The sequence below is a fragment of the Leclercia pneumoniae genome, from assembly GCF_017348915.1.
GTDB lineage: Bacteria > Pseudomonadota > Gammaproteobacteria > Enterobacterales > Enterobacteriaceae > Enterobacter > Enterobacter pneumoniae.
In genome coordinates this window covers 2560680-2579725 of the sequence record NZ_CP071383.1, presented here as the reverse complement: position 1 = coordinate 2579725, position 19046 = coordinate 2560680, and the positions used below count along the sequence as shown (strand labels likewise).

Annotated in this window: 18 protein-coding genes, 1 pseudogene and 1 riboswitch; of the genes and pseudogenes, 11 read left to right on the top strand and 8 right to left on the bottom strand. The window is 52.8% G+C overall.

The features are described from left to right. The first annotated feature begins 14 nt into the window (after window positions 1-14). Both prc and htpX read left to right on the top strand, forming a co-directional pair. Complete coding sequence (prc, locus tag JZ655_RS12545) at window positions 15-2063, top strand: carboxy terminal-processing peptidase (protein WP_207291951.1); 2049 nt, start codon at window positions 15-17, stop codon at window positions 2061-2063. Window positions 2064-2256: 193 nt separating this feature from the next. Further along, window positions 2257-3138: a protease HtpX gene (htpX, locus tag JZ655_RS12540; RefSeq protein ID WP_046885124.1), complete on the top strand. Its 882-nt coding sequence runs from the start codon at window positions 2257-2259 to the stop codon at window positions 3136-3138. A gap of 48 nt (window positions 3139-3186) precedes the next feature. Here the strand turns inward: htpX and JZ655_RS12535 are convergent, their stop codons facing one another. Next, window positions 3187-4557 carry an MFS transporter gene (locus JZ655_RS12535; protein ID WP_207291950.1) on the bottom strand — a complete coding sequence of 457 codons (1371 nt, stop codon included), beginning with the start codon at window positions 4555-4557 and terminating at the stop codon, window positions 3187-3189. Window positions 4558-4734: 177 nt separating this feature from the next. Between JZ655_RS12535 and kdgR the strand changes: the two genes are divergently transcribed. Further along, entirely contained in the window at window positions 4735-5526 is a 792-nt protein-coding gene (kdgR, locus tag JZ655_RS12530; RefSeq protein ID WP_040075168.1) for a DNA-binding transcriptional regulator KdgR, read from the top strand. A 49-nt stretch (window positions 5527-5575) separates the two neighbouring features. Here kdgR and JZ655_RS12525 read toward each other — a convergent pair whose 3' ends face one another. After that, a complete protein-coding gene (locus JZ655_RS12525) occupies window positions 5576-5815 on the bottom strand; it encodes a YobH family protein (protein WP_040078461.1) in 240 nt (79 codons plus the stop codon). 161 nt (window positions 5816-5976) lie between these two features. Between JZ655_RS12525 and mgrB the strand changes: the two genes are divergently transcribed. The 7 genes and pseudogenes from mgrB to rlmA all read left to right on the top strand — a co-directional run bounded on the left by mgrB (window position 5977) and on the right by rlmA (window position 11205). Next, entirely contained in the window at window positions 5977-6120 is a 144-nt protein-coding gene (mgrB, locus tag JZ655_RS12520; protein ID WP_207291949.1) for a PhoP/PhoQ regulatory lipoprotein MgrB, read from the top strand. 74 nt (window positions 6121-6194) lie between these two features. Then, a complete protein-coding gene (locus JZ655_RS12515; RefSeq protein ID WP_046885127.1) occupies window positions 6195-6485 on the top strand; it encodes a YebO family protein in 291 nt (96 codons plus the stop codon). A 20-nt stretch (window positions 6486-6505) separates the two neighbouring features. Beyond that, complete coding sequence (locus tag JZ655_RS12510) at window positions 6506-7495, top strand: MBL fold metallo-hydrolase (RefSeq protein WP_207291948.1); 990 nt, start codon at window positions 6506-6508, stop codon at window positions 7493-7495. Between the two features lie 523 nt (window positions 7496-8018). Beyond that, window positions 8019-8163: pseudogene (locus tag JZ655_RS12505) on the top strand (DUF2627 domain-containing protein). 12 nt (window positions 8164-8175) lie between these two features. Further along, the gene (gene cspE, locus JZ655_RS12500; RefSeq protein ID WP_001062678.1) at window positions 8176-8385 is read left to right on the top strand and encodes a transcription antiterminator/RNA stability regulator CspE; all 210 of its coding nucleotides are present in this window, start codon (window positions 8176-8178) and stop codon (window positions 8383-8385) included. Between the two features lie 219 nt (window positions 8386-8604). Then, window positions 8605-10323 carry a peptidoglycan glycosyltransferase FtsI gene (gene ftsI / locus JZ655_RS12495; protein ID WP_207291947.1) on the top strand — a complete coding sequence of 573 codons (1719 nt, stop codon included), beginning with the start codon at window positions 8605-8607 and terminating at the stop codon, window positions 10321-10323. A gap of 66 nt (window positions 10324-10389) precedes the next feature. Further along, complete coding sequence (gene rlmA / locus JZ655_RS12490; protein WP_046885131.1) at window positions 10390-11205, top strand: 23S rRNA (guanine(745)-N(1))-methyltransferase; 816 nt, start codon at window positions 10390-10392, stop codon at window positions 11203-11205. On the opposite strand, the gene mntP is transcribed toward rlmA, so the two are convergent. From mntP to manX, 5 genes are all read right to left on the bottom strand, one after another. Continuing rightward, window positions 11202-11768: a manganese efflux pump MntP gene (gene mntP / locus JZ655_RS12485; protein WP_207291946.1), complete on the bottom strand. Its 567-nt coding sequence runs from the start codon at window positions 11766-11768 to the stop codon at window positions 11202-11204. The two genes, rlmA and mntP, sit on opposite strands and share 4 nt — an antisense overlap. 48 nt (window positions 11769-11816) lie before the next feature. After that, a riboswitch (yybP-ykoY riboswitch) is annotated at window positions 11817-11952 on the bottom strand. A 197-nt stretch (window positions 11953-12149) separates the two neighbouring features. Next, window positions 12150-12608 carry a DUF986 family protein gene (locus tag JZ655_RS12480; protein ID WP_207291945.1) on the bottom strand — a complete coding sequence of 153 codons (459 nt, stop codon included), beginning with the start codon at window positions 12606-12608 and terminating at the stop codon, window positions 12150-12152. 55 nt (window positions 12609-12663) lie between these two features. Beyond that, window positions 12664-13515 carry a PTS mannose transporter subunit IID gene (locus JZ655_RS12475; RefSeq protein WP_040075177.1) on the bottom strand — a complete coding sequence of 284 codons (852 nt, stop codon included), beginning with the start codon at window positions 13513-13515 and terminating at the stop codon, window positions 12664-12666. Window positions 13516-13527: 12 nt separating this feature from the next. Further along, window positions 13528-14328 (bottom strand): PTS mannose transporter subunit IIC, encoded by an 801-nt coding sequence (gene manY / locus JZ655_RS12470; protein WP_040075179.1) that lies wholly within the window; start codon window positions 14326-14328, stop codon window positions 13528-13530. 47 nt (window positions 14329-14375) lie between these two features. Then, window positions 14376-15338 carry a PTS mannose transporter subunit IIAB gene (manX, locus tag JZ655_RS12465; protein WP_207291944.1) on the bottom strand — a complete coding sequence of 321 codons (963 nt, stop codon included), beginning with the start codon at window positions 15336-15338 and terminating at the stop codon, window positions 14376-14378. A 463-nt stretch (window positions 15339-15801) separates the two neighbouring features. Between manX and yoaE the strand changes: the two genes are divergently transcribed. Further along, window positions 15802-17361 (top strand): CNNM family cation transport protein YoaE, encoded by a 1560-nt coding sequence (yoaE, locus tag JZ655_RS12460; protein WP_040075182.1) that lies wholly within the window; start codon window positions 15802-15804, stop codon window positions 17359-17361. Here the strand turns inward: yoaE and JZ655_RS12455 are convergent, their stop codons facing one another. Beyond that, window positions 17362-18960 (bottom strand): EAL domain-containing protein, encoded by a 1599-nt coding sequence (locus JZ655_RS12455; RefSeq protein WP_207291943.1) that lies wholly within the window; start codon window positions 18958-18960, stop codon window positions 17362-17364. Window positions 18961-19046: the final 86 nt, after the last annotated feature.

Below are 19046 nucleotides of genomic sequence, written 5' to 3'. Positions count from 1 at the left end.
AGGCCAGGCCCGGCATGAACACATTTTTTAAGCTCACCGCGCTGGCTGGCCTGTTTGCTATAACAGGCCACGCTTTTGCGGTGGACGAGATTACGCGGGTGGATCAAATTCCGGTTCTGAAGGAAGAGACCCAGCACGCAACGGTCAGTGAGCGCGTTACATCGCGCTTCACTCGCTCGCATTACCGTCAGTTCGACCTCGATCAGGCTTTCTCAGGCAAAATCTTTGACCGCTACCTGAACTTGCTGGATTATAGCCACAACGTTCTGCTGGCCAGCGATGTCGAGCAGTTTGCGAAGCGTAAATCGGTGGTGGGTGACGAACTGCGCAGCGGTAAACTCGACCTCTTCTACGACCTGTACAATCTGGCGCAGAAGCGTCGTTTTGAGCGTTATGAATATGCGCTCAAGGTGCTGGCGCGTCCGATGGACTTTACCGGCAACGACACCTTTAATCTCGATCGCAGCAAATCGCCGTGGCCTAAAGATGAAGCCGAGCTGAATGCGCTGTGGGACGGTAAAGTGAAGTACGATCAGCTGAGCCTCAAACTCACCGGTAAAGATGAGAAAGAGATCCGCGAAACGCTGACCCGCCGCTACAAATTTGCTATTCGCCGCCTGGCGCAGACCAACAGCGAAGATGTGTTCTCGCTGGCGATGACTGCCTTCGCGCACGAAATTGATCCTCACACCAACTATCTTTCCCCACGCAACACCGAACAGTTCAATACCGAGATGAGCCTCTCACTCGAGGGGATTGGCGCGGTGCTGCAGATGGATGACGACTATACCGTTATCAACTCTATGGTTGCGGGTGGCCCTGCTGCCAAGAGTAAGGCCATTAGCGTTGGCGATCGCATCGTTGGTGTCGGCCAGACGGGCCAGAATATGGTCGATGTGATTGGCTGGCGTCTGGATGACGTGGTTGCGCTGATCAAAGGGCCTAAAGGCAGCAAAGTGCGCCTTGAGATCTTGCCTGCCGGGAAAGGCACGAAAACCCGTATCATTACGTTGACCCGCGAGCGTATCCGTCTGGAAGACCGCGCGGTCAAAATGTCAGTGAAAACCGTCGGTAAAGAGAAGGTTGGGGTACTGGATATCCCAGGTTTCTACGTCGGCCTGACGGACGACGTAAAAGTGCAACTGCAGAAGCTCGAAAAACAGAACGTCAGCAGTGTGATCATTGATCTGCGTACTAACGGCGGCGGTGCCTTGACTGAAGCGGTTTCGCTCTCTGGTCTGTTCATTCCGTCCGGCCCGGTCGTTCAGGTTCGTGATAACAACGGTAAAGTGCGTGAAGATGCCGATACCGATGGCGTAGTCTATTACAAAGGCCCGCTGGTCGTACTGGTTGACCGCTTCAGCGCCTCTGCTTCTGAAATCTTTGCGGCGGCAATGCAGGATTATGGTCGTGCCCTGGTGGTCGGCGAGCCAACCTTCGGGAAAGGTACGGTACAGCAGTATCGCTCCCTGAACCGTATTTACGATCAGATGCTCCGTCCGGAATGGCCGGCTCTGGGGTCTGTACAGTACACCATTCAGAAATTCTATCGCGTGAACGGTGGCAGTACGCAGCGTAAAGGCGTGACGCCAGACATCATCATGCCGACCGGCAATGAAGAGACGGAAACCGGCGAGAAGTTCGAGGATAATGCACTGCCGTGGGATAGCATTAACGCTGCCACCTACGTGAAGTCCGGTGATATGACGCAGTTTGGTCCGGCGCTGTTAAAACAGCATGACGAACGTATCGCGAAAGATCCGGAATTCCAGTACATCATGAAGGACATTGCCCGCTTCAATGCGCTGAAGGCGAAGCGAAATATTGTCTCCCTGAACTACGCTCAGCGTGAGAAAGAGAACGAAGAAGATGATGCAACCCGCCTGGCGCGCATTAACGATCGTTTCAAACGCGAAGGCAAACCGCTGCTCAAAAAACTGGACGATCTACCGAAAGATTACCAGGAGCCCGATCCTTATCTGGACGAGACGGTAAAAATCGCCATTGACCTGGCGAAACAGGAAAAAGATCGGCCCGCGGCTGAGCCCGCTCCGACAAAATAATCCCCCCACGGGCACAAGAAATTGTGCCCGTTTTTTTGCTTTCTGCATGCTGCGGTAAGCGAGTCCATTTCTAATGTAAAGTTGTGTCTTTCTGGTGACTTACGCCCCCTGAATCCTTGAAAATAGCCGCAATACCCATACGATGTGGGTAATCGCATAGTGCGTTTTGTTAAACTGAGGTTAAAAGAAAATTATGATGCGAATCGCGCTCTTCCTGCTCACCAACCTTGCGGTGATGGTGGTCTTCGGGCTCGTGCTAAGCCTGACGGGAATTCAGTCGAGCAGCGTTCAGGGCTTGTTAATTATGGCGCTGCTGTTTGGTTTTGGTGGCTCCTTTGTATCTTTGCTGATGTCAAAGTGGATGGCGCTCAAATCCGTGGGCGGCGAAGTGATTGAGCAACCCCGCAATGATATGGAACAGTGGCTGATGACCACCGTGGCAAACCAGTCCCGCCAGGCAGGTATCGCAATGCCACAGGTGGCTATTTACCACGCGCCGGATATCAACGCCTTCGCAACAGGTGCGCGTCGTGACGCCTCACTGGTTGCCGTCAGCACTGGCCTGCTGCAGAACATGAGCCGTGACGAAGCCGAAGCGGTTATCGCTCACGAAATTAGCCACATTGCCAATGGTGATATGGTGACTATGACCCTGATTCAGGGCGTAGTGAACACCTTCGTGATCTTCATTTCACGTATTCTGGCGCAGATCGCGGCCGGGTTTATGGGCGGCAACCGTGATGAAGGTGAAGGTAACAACGGCAACCCACTGATCTACTTTGCAGTTTCAATGGTGCTGGAGCTGGTGTTTGGTATCCTGGCAAGCATTATCACCATGTGGTTCTCCCGCCACCGTGAATTCCACGCGGATGCGGGCTCGGCAAAACTGGTGGGTCGCGAGAAGATGATTGCTGCCCTGCAGCGTCTGAAAACCAGCTACGAACCGCAGGAAGCAAACACCATGATGGCATTCTGCATCAACGGTAAATCTAAATCGCTGAGCGAGCTGTTCATGTCTCACCCGCCGCTGGATAAACGTATCGAAGCGTTACGTAGTGGGGAATATCTGAAGTAAGCCCGCCCGGGCAGACAAATAAAGCGCGTCATTCGACGCGCTTTTTTATTAGCTGCGTTTGGACAGGGTGATCCGCATACCGCTTATTACCGCCGCAAGCGTCGCGAGGGCACCTGCGGTGATCAAAGCCACATGCGTACCCTTATCGCCGGCCATATTGAACATTAATGCCACCAGCGCAGCGCCGCTACTCTGCCCCAGCAGGCGCGCCGTGCCGAGCATACCGCTGGCTCCTCCGCTGCGGTGGGGTGGGGCGGCGGTGATGATCGTGTGATTATTGGGCGACTGAAACAGTCCAAACCCCGCGCCGCATAAAATCATACGCCAGATGATATCCAGATCGCCCGGGGCGGCGGGCAGCAAAGCCAGGGCAAACATGCCGGATGCCATCACGGCCAGTCCCAGTGCCCCCAGTAACCCGGCATGCAGACGCTCAATCAGGTAGCCTGCCAGCGGGGCCATCACCATGGTTGCCAGCGGCCAGGGGGTCAGGAGCAGTCCCGTCTCCACTTCCGAACGTCCCACCACGCTTTGCAGGAAGAAGGGCAACGAAACCAGGGCCAGCATTTGCGCGCAGAATGAACAAATCGAGGTGCAAATAGAGAGGGAGAAGAGCGGAATACGCAGTAAGTCTACCGGCAGCAGCGGCACCGGCAGGGCGAGCTGACGACGGGCAAAAAAGAAGCCGATAATCAATAATGCCATTACTTCACCGGCGATTAAGAGCCGCGATTGCCCCTGAGCAAAGCCGCTGAGCGCAGTAATAAGCAAACCGAAGGTCAGGGCGTTCATGACGGCGCTCGGTAGATCGAAGCGCGGCATGCTGCTCTTCGCCGCATTCGCGGGAAGAAAACGCAGCGCAAAGAGCAGTGCCACAACGCCCAGCGGTACGTTAATGAGGAATAACCACTGCCAGGAGGCCACGGAGAGGATCGCCGCTGCGAGGGTCGGTCCCGCAGCAGAAGAGACCGCCACAATAAACGAGTTAATGCCCATGCCGCGCCCAAGCTGGCGCTTCGGAAAGATGAGCCGGATTAACGCGGTATTAACGCTCATTAGCGCCGCACCACCAAAGCCCTGCGCAATACGTGCCAGCGTCAACATCGGGAGGTTATCTGCGAGAGCGCAAAATAGCGACGTAATGGTAAAGACCACCAGGCCGCATTGATAAACGCGGCGATAGCCAAACATATCCCCGAGAAAAGAGAACGAGAGCAGCGAGATAACGATGGCAATTTGATAGGCGTTAACAATCCAGATAGAACTGGCAGGAGAGGCGTGCAGATCGCTGGCAATGGTTGGCAGCGCGACGTTGGCAATGGCCCCGTCCAGTACGGCCATGGAGATGCCAATAATAATAGTGGCTATCGCGCCATAGCGCTGCGGTAAGGGCAGGCCATCAGGGGGAGTCGTGGTCATGTCATCGATCTGCGTCAGAGGTAATTATATTCAGGGTAATTATTTTAACATGCTTATTTTGGTTATATGTCGCAGATTTGTAACCAGGTAAGCCAGGATTGATTGCAGCGAAGCCAGTACGAATTTATAATAAAAACCAGTTCTGATTTTTATAAAACACTTGCTTTGAGGTGATAAATGGCAATCGCAGATTTGGATAAACAACCAGATTCTGTCTCTTCTGTGTTGAAGGTGTTTGGCATCCTGCAGGCGCTTGGAGAAGAGCGCGAAATTGGTATTACCGAGCTGTCACAGCGTGTGATGATGTCGAAAAGCACCGTTTATCGCTTTTTGCAGACCATGAAATCACTGGGCTATGTTGCACAGGAAGGGGAGTCGGAAAAATACTCTCTGACCCTGAAGCTGTTTGAGCTGGGCGCGCGCGCGTTGCAAAATGTCGACCTGATTCGTAGCGCAGATATTCAGATGCGTGAACTTTCGCGTCTGACGAAAGAGACTGTGCACCTGGGGGCGCTGGACGAAGACAGCATTGTTTATATCCATAAGATCGACTCGATGTACAACCTGCGTATGTACTCCCGTATCGGTCGCCGTAATCCGCTCTACAGCACGGCCATCGGTAAGGTTTTACTGGCATGGCGTGACCGCGAAGAGGTTAAGCAAATTCTGGAAGGTGTAGAGTACAAACGCAGCACTGAGCGTACGATCACCACCACGGAAGGGTTACTCACGGTACTGGATAAGGTACGTGAACAGGGTTACGGTGAAGATAACGAGGAACAGGAAGAAGGGCTGCGCTGTATTGGCGTCCCGGTGTTTGACCGCTTTGGTGTGGTGATCGCTGGCCTGAGTATCTCTTTCCCGACGCTACGCTTCTCTGAAGAGCGTCTGCATGAGTACGTTGAAATGCTGCATACCGCGGCGCGAAAAATTTCTGAACAGATGGGCTATAACGACTATCCGTTCTGAACACATAAAAAAAGCCGCTACGTTAGCGGCTTTTCACTAATACCGATGGTTAGCCGTTATCAACGACCGTTTCGCTTTTACGCAAAATTGGGCAGTTGGTCAGGCCGATAATCCCACTATCCGAATGGATGTACTGGGCCGTGCTGGTGCCACGTGCAGTGAGGTATTTACACTGGATACCCAGCCCCGCAGCGTTTTCATGACTGCCAATCAAGATACCGTAGCCTGACAACAATAAACCAATCCAGATAAGGGCTAAAATCACAACTGTGCGAATAATTAAGCGCATCATTGCCTCTTTTATAATGGTTCTTCCTGCCTCTAAGCCTATCCTGTTAGCTATATGAAACAAGTACATGATTCCGAAAACGGGACGATGGCGTTACAGTTAGCCCCGGTTTAAGTTAAGCATGGTAACCTGGTAGCCTAAGTGAGTAGACGGAGAGTGTAGTGAAGAAAATACGCTGGGTCATTCTGGTGGTAGTGTTGATTGCCTGCGTCGTTATGTGGACGCAGATGATCAATGTGATGTGCGATCAGGATGTACAGTTTTTTAGCGGTATATGTTCTATCAATAAGTTTATCCCCTGGTAGCAGGCATTTTTATGGCAAGTGATTTCCTTCCTCAACGCGAGTGGTAAAATAGCCGTTTTTAGTGAGGTGGTGAAATGGGTGAGTTGTTGAATACTGGAGTGCTTAGCATGGCATCTCTGGTCATATCCGTCGTGTTGCTGGTGGTGGGTTTGGTACTGTGGTTTTTCGTCAACCGCGCCAGCTCCCGGACAAATGAACAAATTGAGTTACTGGAGACGTTGGTTGATCTCCAGAAAAGACAAAATGCGCTGCTTCGTCGTCTGTGTGAAGCCAATGAACCGGACGTCGAAGAAGAGGTTAAACCCGCTGCTGCGCCCGTGAAAGATGAAAGCGACGACTTTATTCGTCTGGTCGCTGAGCGTTAATCGCATCTGGGGAGGTGAACATGACCCGGAAAAATCCCTGGTATAACCCCTCCCTGCCTCACCATACCCCGCAGGGTTTTCGCAATACTTCTGCTGCTGGGTACCAGCCTGGAGATGTTGAGCGCTGGCGCAAAGAGCGCAAAGCTGCCGGTTTACCGAAACCTCCTCGCGGCGGCTATGAAAAATTTATCCATGACTGGTGCCAACCTGTCGATCTTACTACCCCCGAAGGAGACGCTGTCTGGTGGCTGGGCCATGCCAGTCTATTGCTGCGAATCAGTGGTCAGTATATTCTCACGGACCCGGTGTTCTCCCGGCGTGCCTCGCCCGTAAGTTTTGCCGGACCGCTGCGCAAAACCCCTGCGGTGATTAGCGTGGCTGGGCTACCGGCCATTGATGCGCTAGTCATCTCTCATAATCATTATGATCACCTCGATTCCGCTACCGTTCGTCAGTTATTGCAACGATTTCCAAAGCTTACCCTGTTTGTCCCTCTGGGGCTGGGGGACTGGTTTCGACGTCGGGGCGCGAAGCACATCGTTGAACTGGACTGGTGGCAAAGCTATGTGCATCAAGGCATCACCTACAGTGCCGTTCCGGCCCAGCACTGGAGCATGCGTAGCTTTTGGGATCGGAACTGTGCGCTTTGGTGCGGATGGGTATTCGAGGGCAGTGAACGGCGATTTTGGTTCAGCGGCGATACCGGATATACGCCAGAGTTACTCACCATTGCGCAGCGTTTCGGTAAACTCGATGCGATCGCCCTCCCGATAGGCGCATATGCACCAGAATGGTTCATGGCGACAAACCATATGGACCCGCGTTCGGCAGTCTCCCTCTGGCAGCAGCTAGGAATGCCGCTTGCCATCCCCATTCACTGGGGCGTCTTCGAACTGGCCGATGAGTCGCTTGATGAACCCGTGGCTGAACTACGGCAGGCACTCAATCATACAGCCACAATTAACAATAACTTCAAAATACTAAACATCGGTCAATATTTATCCTTATGACTATTCATCGCTTCGTTTACTATTATTCTGATATTAACCTGTACCATTAATGTTTTATTTTTATCGAAACGTTTTGCTTGCCTTTTTTTGAGGCAAGATCATAAAAGTTTCATTATTTTGGTGCAGAGAGAAATTAGAATTGCCAATGTAAATATAGAAAGAGGCGAAGCGATATACAATGTTTTATCAAGACAACCCACTTTACCGTTACGATCATTTGTGCATAACGTTTCGGAAAAAGTTCTAACAAAATAGCCTCATTCAGAAAAATTAATAGCCTGGCTGGACGTTCGGAAGTTATTGAGCTATGGTAAAAAAGTCTTAGATTACAGCGCTTATGAAGACAGTGACTGGACAAGCACCACTCAGGCCCGGTATACCGCACACGTTGCTTACCGTGCAGATTGTGGCAAGTTAGCTTCGGAATTTGTGCGACTGATCGAGACACGTTTAAAAATGGCTTGCCATTATTTACGTTGTATGTGATAACACGGTTTGGGTCAAACGAGGTACAGTTCTGTTTATGTGTGGCATTTTCAGTAAAGAAGTCCTGAGTAAACACGTTGTCGTTGAATACCGCTTCTCTGCCGAACCTTATATTAGTGCCTCATGCAGTAATGTCTCAGTTTTATCTCAGTTAATGCCTGCGGGCTATGAAAACACTCTAAGGAATTTTGCAAATGGCAAAGATTAAAGGTCAAGTTAAGTGGTTCAACGAGTCTAAAGGTTTTGGCTTCATTACCCCAGCTGACGGCAGCAAAGATGTATTCGTACACTTCTCTGCAATCCAGGGCAATGGCTTCAAAACTCTGGCTGAAGGCCAGAACGTTGAGTTCGAAATTCAGGACGGCCAGAAAGGTCCGGCTGCTGTTAACGTAACCGCTATCTGATCGAACCCCTGCCAACGTTGAAACGCCAGGTCGTTTCAGCTGAGCACATAAAGCCTCGCGTTAATGCGGGGCTTTTTAATGCCTGCTTTTCAAAGTGTTAACACAAGGCCATCTGTTCGCATTTTGTTGCAAAGCTGCGAGGTTATTAGCATTGTTTTTACCCGCACCGTGCAAATTTCCCGTTAAATCAGGGCGTTGTTTTATAGCCCTGGAGCCACGGTGAAAAAAAGACCTTTCAACCCCGCAGCAAATTTCACCCCGACGCGTTTTGCTTTACTCTGCTTTGTCATACTTTGCAGCCTCGTTTTTCTACTGGCTCGCGTGGCCTGGTTACAAATTATCAAGCCGGACACGCTGGTGGCGCAGGAGGACAAGCGCTCCTTGCGTGAGGTACCCATCGATGCACCTCGCGGAATGATCGTTGACCGGGAGGGCAGGCCGCTGGCAGTGAGCGTGCCGGTTCAGGCGGTCTGGGCCGACCCCAAAACGGTGCGGGAGAAGGGTGGCGTAGGGTTTGATGACCGCTGGCAAGCCCTGGCGAACACACTGCATCTCTCACTCGACACCTTGTCGCAGCGTATCAATAGTAATCCGCGAGGTCGTTTTATTTACCTGGCTCGACAGATCGATCCGGCGCAGGCGCAATGGATCGAGAAACTGCATCTGCCGGGCATTAACCTACGAGATGAGTCGCGCCGTTTTTACCCTTCAGGACACGTAGCGGCCAACTTAATTGGTTTTACCAATATTGATGGGCAGGGTATAGAAGGGATTGAAAAGAGCTTTAATCGACAGCTCACTGGCAAACCGGGCCTGCGCAAGGTACGTAAAGACCGATATGGGCATGTCATTGAAAATATCACCGAGCAGCCACCGGTTCCCGCCCATACTATTCACCTTAGCATTGATGCACGATTGCAGACGATCACAGAGGATGCCCTGGATAATGCCGTCGCCTGGAACAAAGCGGAATCCGGTGCAGCGGTACTGATTGACGTGCGGACGGGTGAAATTCTCAGCATGGCGAGCTTCCCGGACTTCAACCCCAATAATCGTGAAGGGGCAACCTTGAACGATTTCCGCAACCGCGCCATTAGCGACACCTTTGAACCCGGCTCAACCGTTAAGCCGCTGGTGCTGATGACCGCTCTGAAGCAAGGGCTGGTACAGCCTGACAGCGTAATCGATACGCATCCCTATACGCTGGCCGGACACCGTATCCGCGACGTAGGTTACTATCCTGAGCTGACGATGACCGGCATTTTGCAAAAATCGAGCGATACCGGGGTATCACGCCTTTCGCTGGCGATGCCCATTCAGCGCCTGCTGGATACTTATAAAGGCTTTGGTTTTGGACGAAGCACCGGGCTGGGGCTAACCGGCGAAAGCAGCGGCCTGCTACCTGAACGCAAATTCTGGAGTCAGTTGGATCGAGCTACGTTCTCCTTTGGCTATGGACTGATGGTCACGCCACTGCAGTTGGCACACGTCTATGCCACTATTGGTAGCTACGGTGTAGAGCGCCCTCTGTCGATCACGCGTATCGATCCTCCGGTAATGGGCACCCAGGTTATGCCGCCAGAGATCGTGAAAGAGGTTGAACATATGATGGAGAGCGTGGCGCTGCCGGGCGGCGGCGGCGTGAAAGCGGCGGTACGTGACTACCGGGTTGCCGTTAAGACCGGTACCGCGAAAAAGATTGATGAGAGCGGTAAGTATGTCGATAAGTACGTGGCCTATACTGCCGGCGTTGCGCCCGCCAGTCGTCCGCGCTTTGCGCTGGCGGTGGTAATTAACGATCCCCAGAACGGCGCCTACTATGGCGGGGCGGTGTCGGCTCCGGTCTTTAGCCAGATAATGGGAGATGTGCTTCGACTCGAAAATATTCCACCCGATGGTCTCGCTCCGGAATCGAGCCATCTCATTGTGATGCGTTAAGTCAGGCGTTTTATAACCGGGCAATTAGCGGTAAACTCTCGCCCTTTACGATTGCCCGGAGTTACCATGTCCTTCTGTTGTCCACTTTGCCACGCGCCGCTGGTGCTAACCGATAAAAGCTATGCCTGCCCACAGGGGCACCGCTACGATTTGGCGAAAGAGGGGTATGTTAACTTGCTGCCGGTACAGCATAAACGCTCTAAAGATCCGGGTGACAGCGCAGAGATGATGCAGGCACGCCGGGCTTTCCTGGACGCCAGCCATTATCAGCCGCTGCGCGACCGGGTTGGGCACTTGCTGACAACGAAACTGGCAGATAACGCCGCCACGATTCTGGATATCGGCTGTGGTGAAGGCTATTACACCGCCGCGTTTGCAGATATCGCCCGGCAAAAGGGGGCAAGCACGTTTGGCCTCGATGTTTCTAAGGTCGCTATTCGCGCTGCCGCCAAACGCTACCCTGCCGTGACTTTTTGTGTGGCCTCCAGCCATCGCTTGCCGTTTAACGATAACAGCATGGACGCGGTTATCCGCATCTATGCCCCGTGCAAAGGCGAAGAGTTGGCGCGAGTGGTGAAAGCAGGGGGTTGGGTGATCACCGTGACGCCAGGGCCACGCCATCTGATGGAGCTGAAAGGTCTGATTTACGATGAGGTACAGCTTCACGCTCCGCATTCTGAGCAACTGAGCGGTTTCCGACTGGCTGATGAGCAAGAACTCGGGTATGAGATGAACCTGAGCGGAGAAGAGGCGGTAGCCTTGTTACAGATGACGCCGTTTGCCTGGCGTGCAAAACCGGCGGTGTGGGACGCATTAAAGAACGAGAAGGTATTCCGTTGCCAGACGGATTTCAGCATCCACTGCTGGCAGCGTGTCGATTAACCTGCGAAGTGGCTCCAGAGGATTTGTACACCAATACCTATCAGTACAACGCCTCCCAGAATTTCGGCCCGTTTACCCAACAGCGGGCCAATATACCGACCGATCATCATCCCCAGCGTTGACATGATGAATGTCGCACAGCCAATGGCCAGGGCGGTGGCGATAATATTAACCTGCAGAAATGCCAGACCGACGCCCACCGCCATCGCATCCAGGCTGGTGGCAATCGCGGTAGTCACCAGCAGCCAGAAGCCGTGACGGCGAACCGGCGCGTCATCTTCACAACGCTCGTTGCGAAAACCTTCAATGACCATACGCCCACCGAGGAAGACCAGCAGCACAAAGGCGATCCAGTGATTCCACTCCAGCACAACCTGGCTTGCCAGCATACCCAAACCCCAGCCGATAAGCGGCGTCAGGGTTTCGATTGCGCCAAAGATAAGGCCAGTGCGCAGTGCTTCAGAGAATTTAGGTTTATGCAGGGTGGCGCCTTTCCCCATCGAGGCCGCAAATGCGTCCATCGACATGCCAAAGGCCAGTAGAAGTGTTGCTGAGAAATTCATAAGTGCGTCCAGACCGGGATCTCCATATGACACATCACTGCCCCCAGTAAACAGCAGTAGATGTATCTATGGTCTCGCCTGACAGTTCTGATATGAACTGTCCGTACGTGCCACGTTTTGCAACGAGTATGTTGACACGTACATTTCCTTGAAAGGAAATCGGCTACTCCCCAACGACGGGCGCAACCTTAACATATTTTTAGCCGTTAAAACAATATTCAGGAATTATAATTTCACTAACTTCTTGATAACGATTTTCATTTGAGTTTATTGGTGAGAATAACGTTAATAAATATAAGTGGATTTTATTGTCTAATATAGCTTTGGCTATAATTGTGCGGAGAAAATCAGTCCAAATATAGCCAGTGCTATAATTTCAAGTTATTGAGTTTTAACAAGTAATTTGTATATCTTTTCCAGGTCGTCTATATTCCGTACCCGAATGAGCAGACGCCGCTGTTCTAATTGCATCACCAGCACGCCATCTTCCGATAAATTCATCTCTTTAATACGGTTATATTCTATCCATACATTGGCGAAAAAGAACCCATCCTTTTTGAAGAGGATTTTGGGCGCCCGGATCCAGAACAGATAGATCGCCATTAATGCCAGCGCACATAATAACCATGTGGTTAATAATGCACCGCCGTTCATTACGTTGTTATAAATCAGAATCACCAGCAGGCCGGCAAAGATAAAGGCATCAACGCGGCCGCGACGTAGCAGGGGGATAGACAGCAGCGTCGCGCCATGACGTCGCGGCATGATCCATTCGTCGTAGATGGCATAAGCCAGAAGTGCAACAATAAAAAAAACCAGTACGATGTCCGTGATCGTCATTCATCCTCCAGATAAAAAAAGCCGGGGGCAAGCCCCCGGCGTTTAACGCAACGTCTTACAGACCCAGCAGGCCAACAGCATAGCCCGCGATACCGATGACAAAGAAGCCAACGATAATCCACAGTGGGTTAACTTTCTTACGCAGAAGCCACATACAAGCGAAGGTCAACAGCAGCGGAACCAGGCCAGGCATCAGCTGGTCAAGGATGGTTTGCACCGTGGTCACGCGCGTCTGACCATCCTGACCGGTGATGGTAGAGACCACCAGCGGGATGTTAACGTGCGTCCATTTGTTAACCAGCGCGCCCATCACAAACAGGCCGAGAATGGAGGCCCCCTCGGTCAGTTTTTGCAGGAAGCCGCCGCCCATATCCTTAACAATGTCCACGCCTTTACGATAGCCATAAGCCACGCCGTAGTAACGGGTTGCCAGGCGGACAAGGTTAAAAAGAATGAAGAACAGCAGTGGACCAAGCAGGCTACCGCTCATCGCAATACCGGCGCCAAGCGCGGCGAAGACTGGACGCACCGTACCCCAGAAGATCGGGTCACCCACGCCCGCCAGCGGCCCCATCAGACCCACTTTGATACCGTTGATGGCACCATCGTCAATCTCTGCGCCGTTCGCACGCTGCTCTTCCATCGCCAGAGTCACGCCCAGAACCGGGGCGGCAACATACGGATGGGTGTTGAAGAATTCCAGGTGACGTTTAATTGCCTGACGTCGTGCTTCATTATTTTCTGGATACAGGCGTTTAATCGCCGGCACCATTGAGAAGCAGAAGCCCAGCGCCTGCATACGTTCGAAGTTCCACGAACCCTGGAACAGGTTTGAACGGATGAACACGCCACGAATATCGCCCGGAGTCAGTTTCTTCTCTGGGGTAGTTTTAGTCATATCAACCATGTCGCTCACCTGTTAGTCCAGTTCGTTATCGAGATCGTTAGTACCAGCCGCCTGCGCTGGTGCACCCGCTACGCGGTTGTATTTCGGGCTCAACTGAATGTAGAGAATCGCCATGACGGCGCCAATCACACCCAGAGCAACCAGGTTGAAGTTAGTAAACGCCGCGGTCACGAAGCCGAGGTAGAAGAACGGCATCAGGTAGCCTGCACGCATCATGTTGATAACCATCGCATAACCGACCACAACGATCATGCCACCGGCGATGTTCAGACCTCCGGTCACCACTTCTGGAATGGCGTTCAGCATGCTCTGCACTTCGCTGGTACCGACAGAGATAGCAACGATAACCGCCGGGATTGCGATACGCATCGCCTGCAGGAACAGGGATGAAACGTGGATCCATGAGAGTGCCGTCAGGTTGCCGTTATCCGCCGCCTTATCGGCAGCGTGCTGGAAGGCGACGGTGATAGTACGAACAATGATGGTCAGAACCTGGCCTGCCGCGGCCAGTGGAATAGCCAGCGCGATACCGGCGCCGATACTTTGGTGCCCGGCAATAACCAGAACGGTAGAGATGATGGAGGCGAGGGCCGCATCCGGGGCAACGGCCGCACCGATGTTCATCCAGCCCAGGGCGATCATTTCCAGGGTACCACCGATGATAATACCGGTTTTCATATCGCCAAGAACGGCACCAATTAAGGTACAGGCGACCAACGGACGGTGAAACTGAAATTCATCAAGTACGGATTCCATACCCGCAATACACGCGACGATGAACACCAGCACAATCTGAAGAGTGGTAATCTCCATTGTACTTCTCCTATAACATAAGCTTTGTGTGAAAAATCAGCGCCGGGTTATTTCCCAACTTTGCCGATCAAGTCCATCATTTTCAGTCTCTGATCGGTAGAAACCTTACGGGCTTCCAGCTCGATACCGCGTGCATTCAGTTTATTGAAGGCTTCGATATCTTTTTCATCGACTGAAATCGCGTTGTTGACCTGCGTTTTCCTCTGACGGAAAGCCATACCACCGATGTTGACGGAGGTGATTTTCACGCCGCCTTCAACAAGACGCTCAACGTCTGTCGGGTTAGTAAACAGAAGCATGACGCGTTCACCCGCATATTTCGGGTTGTTGTAAACGCGGATCATTTTGGCAACGTCCACCACGTGAGCGGTTACGCCCGGTGGAGCGACCTGGGTAAGAAGGGTTTTGCGGACGGTGTCTGCGGCAACTTCATCGCTGACGACGATAATGCGTTGTACGTTGGTTTCTTTGGTCCAGCGCGTTGCCACCTGGCCGTGAATTAAACGGTCATCGATACGGGCAAGGCCGATAACCATATAATCATTTGGCCCCATCGGTTTGGCAGGCGTTGCCGCTTTCGGCGCTGCCGCCACCGGCGCGGGTTTCTCTACTGGCTGAGCTTTCAACGCTTTCACGCCTTCGCGGCCGGTTTCTACCGCCAGTGCTACCAGTTCGTCAAAGCTCGGGTTATCGTCACGCGCCATCAGCGTTTCGACAAGCATCGGAATGTTAACGCCAGCCACGACTTCATGGTGCTCTTTATCGACGACAATGCGGCTGGCGGCGTTGAACGGACTGCCACCCCATGTATCGACGAGAAACAGCACGCCGCTGCGGGTATCGAGCTTTTCAAGTTGAGCCGTGTATTTCTCGATTAATGTTTCGGCGTTTTCGCCGGGCACGAAATCGATCCAGCCAACATTTTCCTGCTCGCCAAGCAACATCTCTGCTGTTTTGAGTAACTGCTCTGCAGCCCAACCATGTGTGCCTATTACAATAGCAATGGTCACTTGCTACCTCCATTTATTATCGTTTATGCACCTGTGTGACGAGGGCATCATAAATCGTGTTCATTACAGCGAATCGATTCAGATAAGGGTTAGAGTAGAACTAACTCAGACTTCAGCGAATTATTTTAGACAGTGAAAAAATAATTTATGTGATGAAGATCCGTAATTTAGCTTTAGCGTGTTGGATAATTTGCGGCGCGAAATGGAGACGGTAACATCTGTTTGCAAAGGAAAGTAAATCTTTGCCTTAAAGCTCATGTCTCTGATATGTTTACCTTCCGTTTAATTGTCAGGAGTAATGGGCTATAGCCCACTGTATGGACCGTCACCGACGTCAGTCACCTACCCGATCCCTTTGGATCAGCCTCACCGGCGATTCTCGCCACACACTTAAATCGTCTTTTACCGCTTCGCCCGTTTCTAACGCGGCGCCGTTTTGTCATTCCTTCAGCAGGAGCTTGTCATGGAATTCTTAATGGACCCGCAAATCTGGGTGGGGCTTCTCACGCTGGTGGTGCTCGAGATTGTGCTCGGCATCGACAACCTGGTGTTTATTGCCATTCTTGCGGACAAGCTGCCGCCTAAACAACGTGACAAAGCACGCCTTATCGGCCTGTCGCTGGCGCTGATTATGCGTCTTGCGCTGCTTTCCGTTATTTCGTGGATGGTTACGCTCACCAAACCGCTCTTCAGCGTGTGGGATTTTACCTTCTCTGGACGCGACCTGATCATGCTGGTGGGGGGACTATTCCTTCTCTTCAAAGCCACGACCGAGCTACACGAACGGCTTGAAAACAGGCAGCATGATGGCGGGCATGGTAAAGGCTACGCCAGCTTCTGGGTTGTGGTAATGCAGATTGTGGTGCTGGATGCGGTCTTCTCCCTGGATGCGGTCATTACCGCAGTGGGTATGGTAAACCATCTTCCGGTCATGATGGCCGCGGTGGTCATTGCCATGGCGGTGATGTTGTTGGCCTCGAAACCGCTGACGCGATTCGTCAACGAACACCCGACGGTGGTGGTGCTCTGTCTGAGCTTCCTGCTGATGATTGGTTTGAGCCTGGTCGCAGAAGGTTTCGGCTTCCATATTCCGAAAGGTTATCTGTACGCGGCGATTGGCTTCTCGATCATCATTGAGTTCTTCAACCAGGTTGCGCGACGTAACTTCATTCGTCAGCAATCTAACCAGCCGTTGCGTGCGCGTACTGCGGATGCCATCTTGCGTCTGATGGGCGGTCGTCGCCAGGCAACGGTTCAGCCGGAGAGCGAAAACCATGTGACGGTGCCGGTACCCGAAGGTGCTTTTGTTGAAGAAGAGCGCTACATGATTAACGGCGTACTGTCGCTCGCCTCCCGCTCTCTGCGTGGCATCATGACGCCCCGCGGTGAAATCAGTTGGGTTGACGCCAGCCTGAGCATGGATGAAATCCGCCAGCAACTGCTCTCTTCGCCACACAGTCTGTTCCCGGTGTGTCGCGGCGAGCTGGATGAAATTATCGGTGTGGTACGTGCTAAAGAGCTTCTGGTTGCGCTGGAAGAGGGTGTAGATGTCGAGGCCATAGCCGCCGCATCGCCGGCCATTGTGGTACCGGAAACGCTCGACCCGATTAACCTGCTGGGCGTATTGCGTCGTGCTCGCGGTAGCTTTGTTATTGTGACCAACGAGTTTGGTGTGGTTCAGGGGCTGGTTACGCCGCTGGACGTGCTGGAGGCGATTGCCGGTGAGTTCCCGGATGCCGACGAAACGCCGGAAATTGTTGCCGATAACGACGGCTGGCTGGTAAAAGGCGCCACCGACCTGCATGCGCTGCAACACACGCTGGGGCTGGAGCACCTGACTAATCATGATGACGATATCGCCACCGTAGCCGGTCTGGTCATTGCCATTAATGGTCAGATCCCGCGTACCGGTGATGTTCTGGAACTGCCGCCGCTGAAGATCACCATTGTGACGGCGAACGACTACCGCGTGGATCTGGTGCGTATTGTTAAAGAGCAGTCAGAGCACGAAGAAGACGAGTAATTAATGTAGCGGCATCGCGGGCATGATCTGCCCGTTATGCGGCGCTGGCGGGGGCGAACTCCCCGCCAGCCACCCCGGAAAGTCTCTTAGCGGCATCGGTCGCGCATAAAAATATCCCTGCAAAATGTGCACCCCGCGCTGGCGAAGATGACGCGCTTGTTCAGGGGTTTCTACCCCTTCTGCCACCAGTTCAATGTTCAACCGCTGTGCAAGGGCAATAATGATATCGGTCACGGTAGAGTTCACCGCGTCTGTCCCTATCGCAGCCGTAAATGACTTATCAATTTTCAGCACATCCGGATGCAGCTTTTCCAGCCATGAGAGCGAGCAATTCCCGGTGCCAAAATCATCAATCGCCAGTTTGACCTCTTTTCGGTGTAATTCCCGTACCAGACGGCAATCCACGTCCAGCAGGGCATCGCGCTCGGTCAGTTCAATTATGAGCTGTTGTACAGGGCGGGCGTTAAACCAGTGGTGATTCAGGTCACGCAGTAGCACGCCATGGCGGAAATGGCTGGCGGCAACATTGATTCCGATATGGAAGCCAGGATCCGCCGGGAATACCGTCAGCTGGCGTACGGTTTCCGTGATGACATAGCGGGTGAGGGGAATAATCAGATTGTGTTCCTCAGCCAGGGGGATAAACACGTCAGGGGAGATCCACCCCTGGCGCGGATTATTCCAGCGCAGCAGGATCTCCACGCCGACGCACTCCTGATTACGCGCATTCATCAGCGGCTGGCAGAACAGCTCAAATTCGCGGGCGGCAAGGCCGAGATTTATCTCCCAGGTAAAGCTCATCCTGTTTGCGGTGGCCAGCCAGGCGATATAGCCCAGTAGCAGGCTTAACAGCAGAGCCAGCGGCAACTGGCCAGGAAGCTCCTTTAACGCTAATGCCGTAGGGCCCGGGCCGCTGACGGTGATGGAAAAGGGGAAATTACCCGACGGCTGGCGATAAATTTTGTCGCCAGCATTGTGTGTCAGGGTATCAGAGACATTCGATCCGTAACGCAGGTGTTTATTGCCTACGCTCAGGGTAACTTCGTTAATCAGGGGGGCTTGCGGTTCGAGGATCATGCGGGCAATCAGATCGATATTGACCCCCTCCATGACCCCGTTCTGGCTGTTACCAGGCAGCGGATACCACTGGATCAGAATGGGGCTACCATGCAGCAGTGACCGATCCGTCGAGAGCACCAGTAAAGGTTCCGGGAAGGGAAGCGCAGGTTGGAGTTGGCGAACAGGTACATCGCGTTGACCAAAAATACTGGAACAGTAAAGGATTCCGTCTTTAACCAGCCCGATCGTGCGCACGGTCTGCAGGATGGCGGCATGTCGGCGCAACAGCAAGTGGGTAGAAAGGCATGGACGTCCTACCAGCGGCAGCAGCGCTTCACGGCTGGCTTGCAACGGCAGCAAAATTTTATCCAGCGCCTCGACGGCGTGGGTGACAAAGGCGACAGTACGGTGCTGGTTAAGATTACGTTGCGAAATAAAGCGGATGCCAAGGGTCGTAATCAGGGTGAGAACCGCAACCACCACGCAAACCGCGAGGCGTTTTCGACGATAATGGGTGATTATCCTTTGCGCAGTTTGCATGCAGGGGTCATCCGGTAAGCCAGGGGCACCCAATGCCGCAGGCAATACAGCAAGTGTAGTGGGGAAATATTAAGGAGACGAGACGA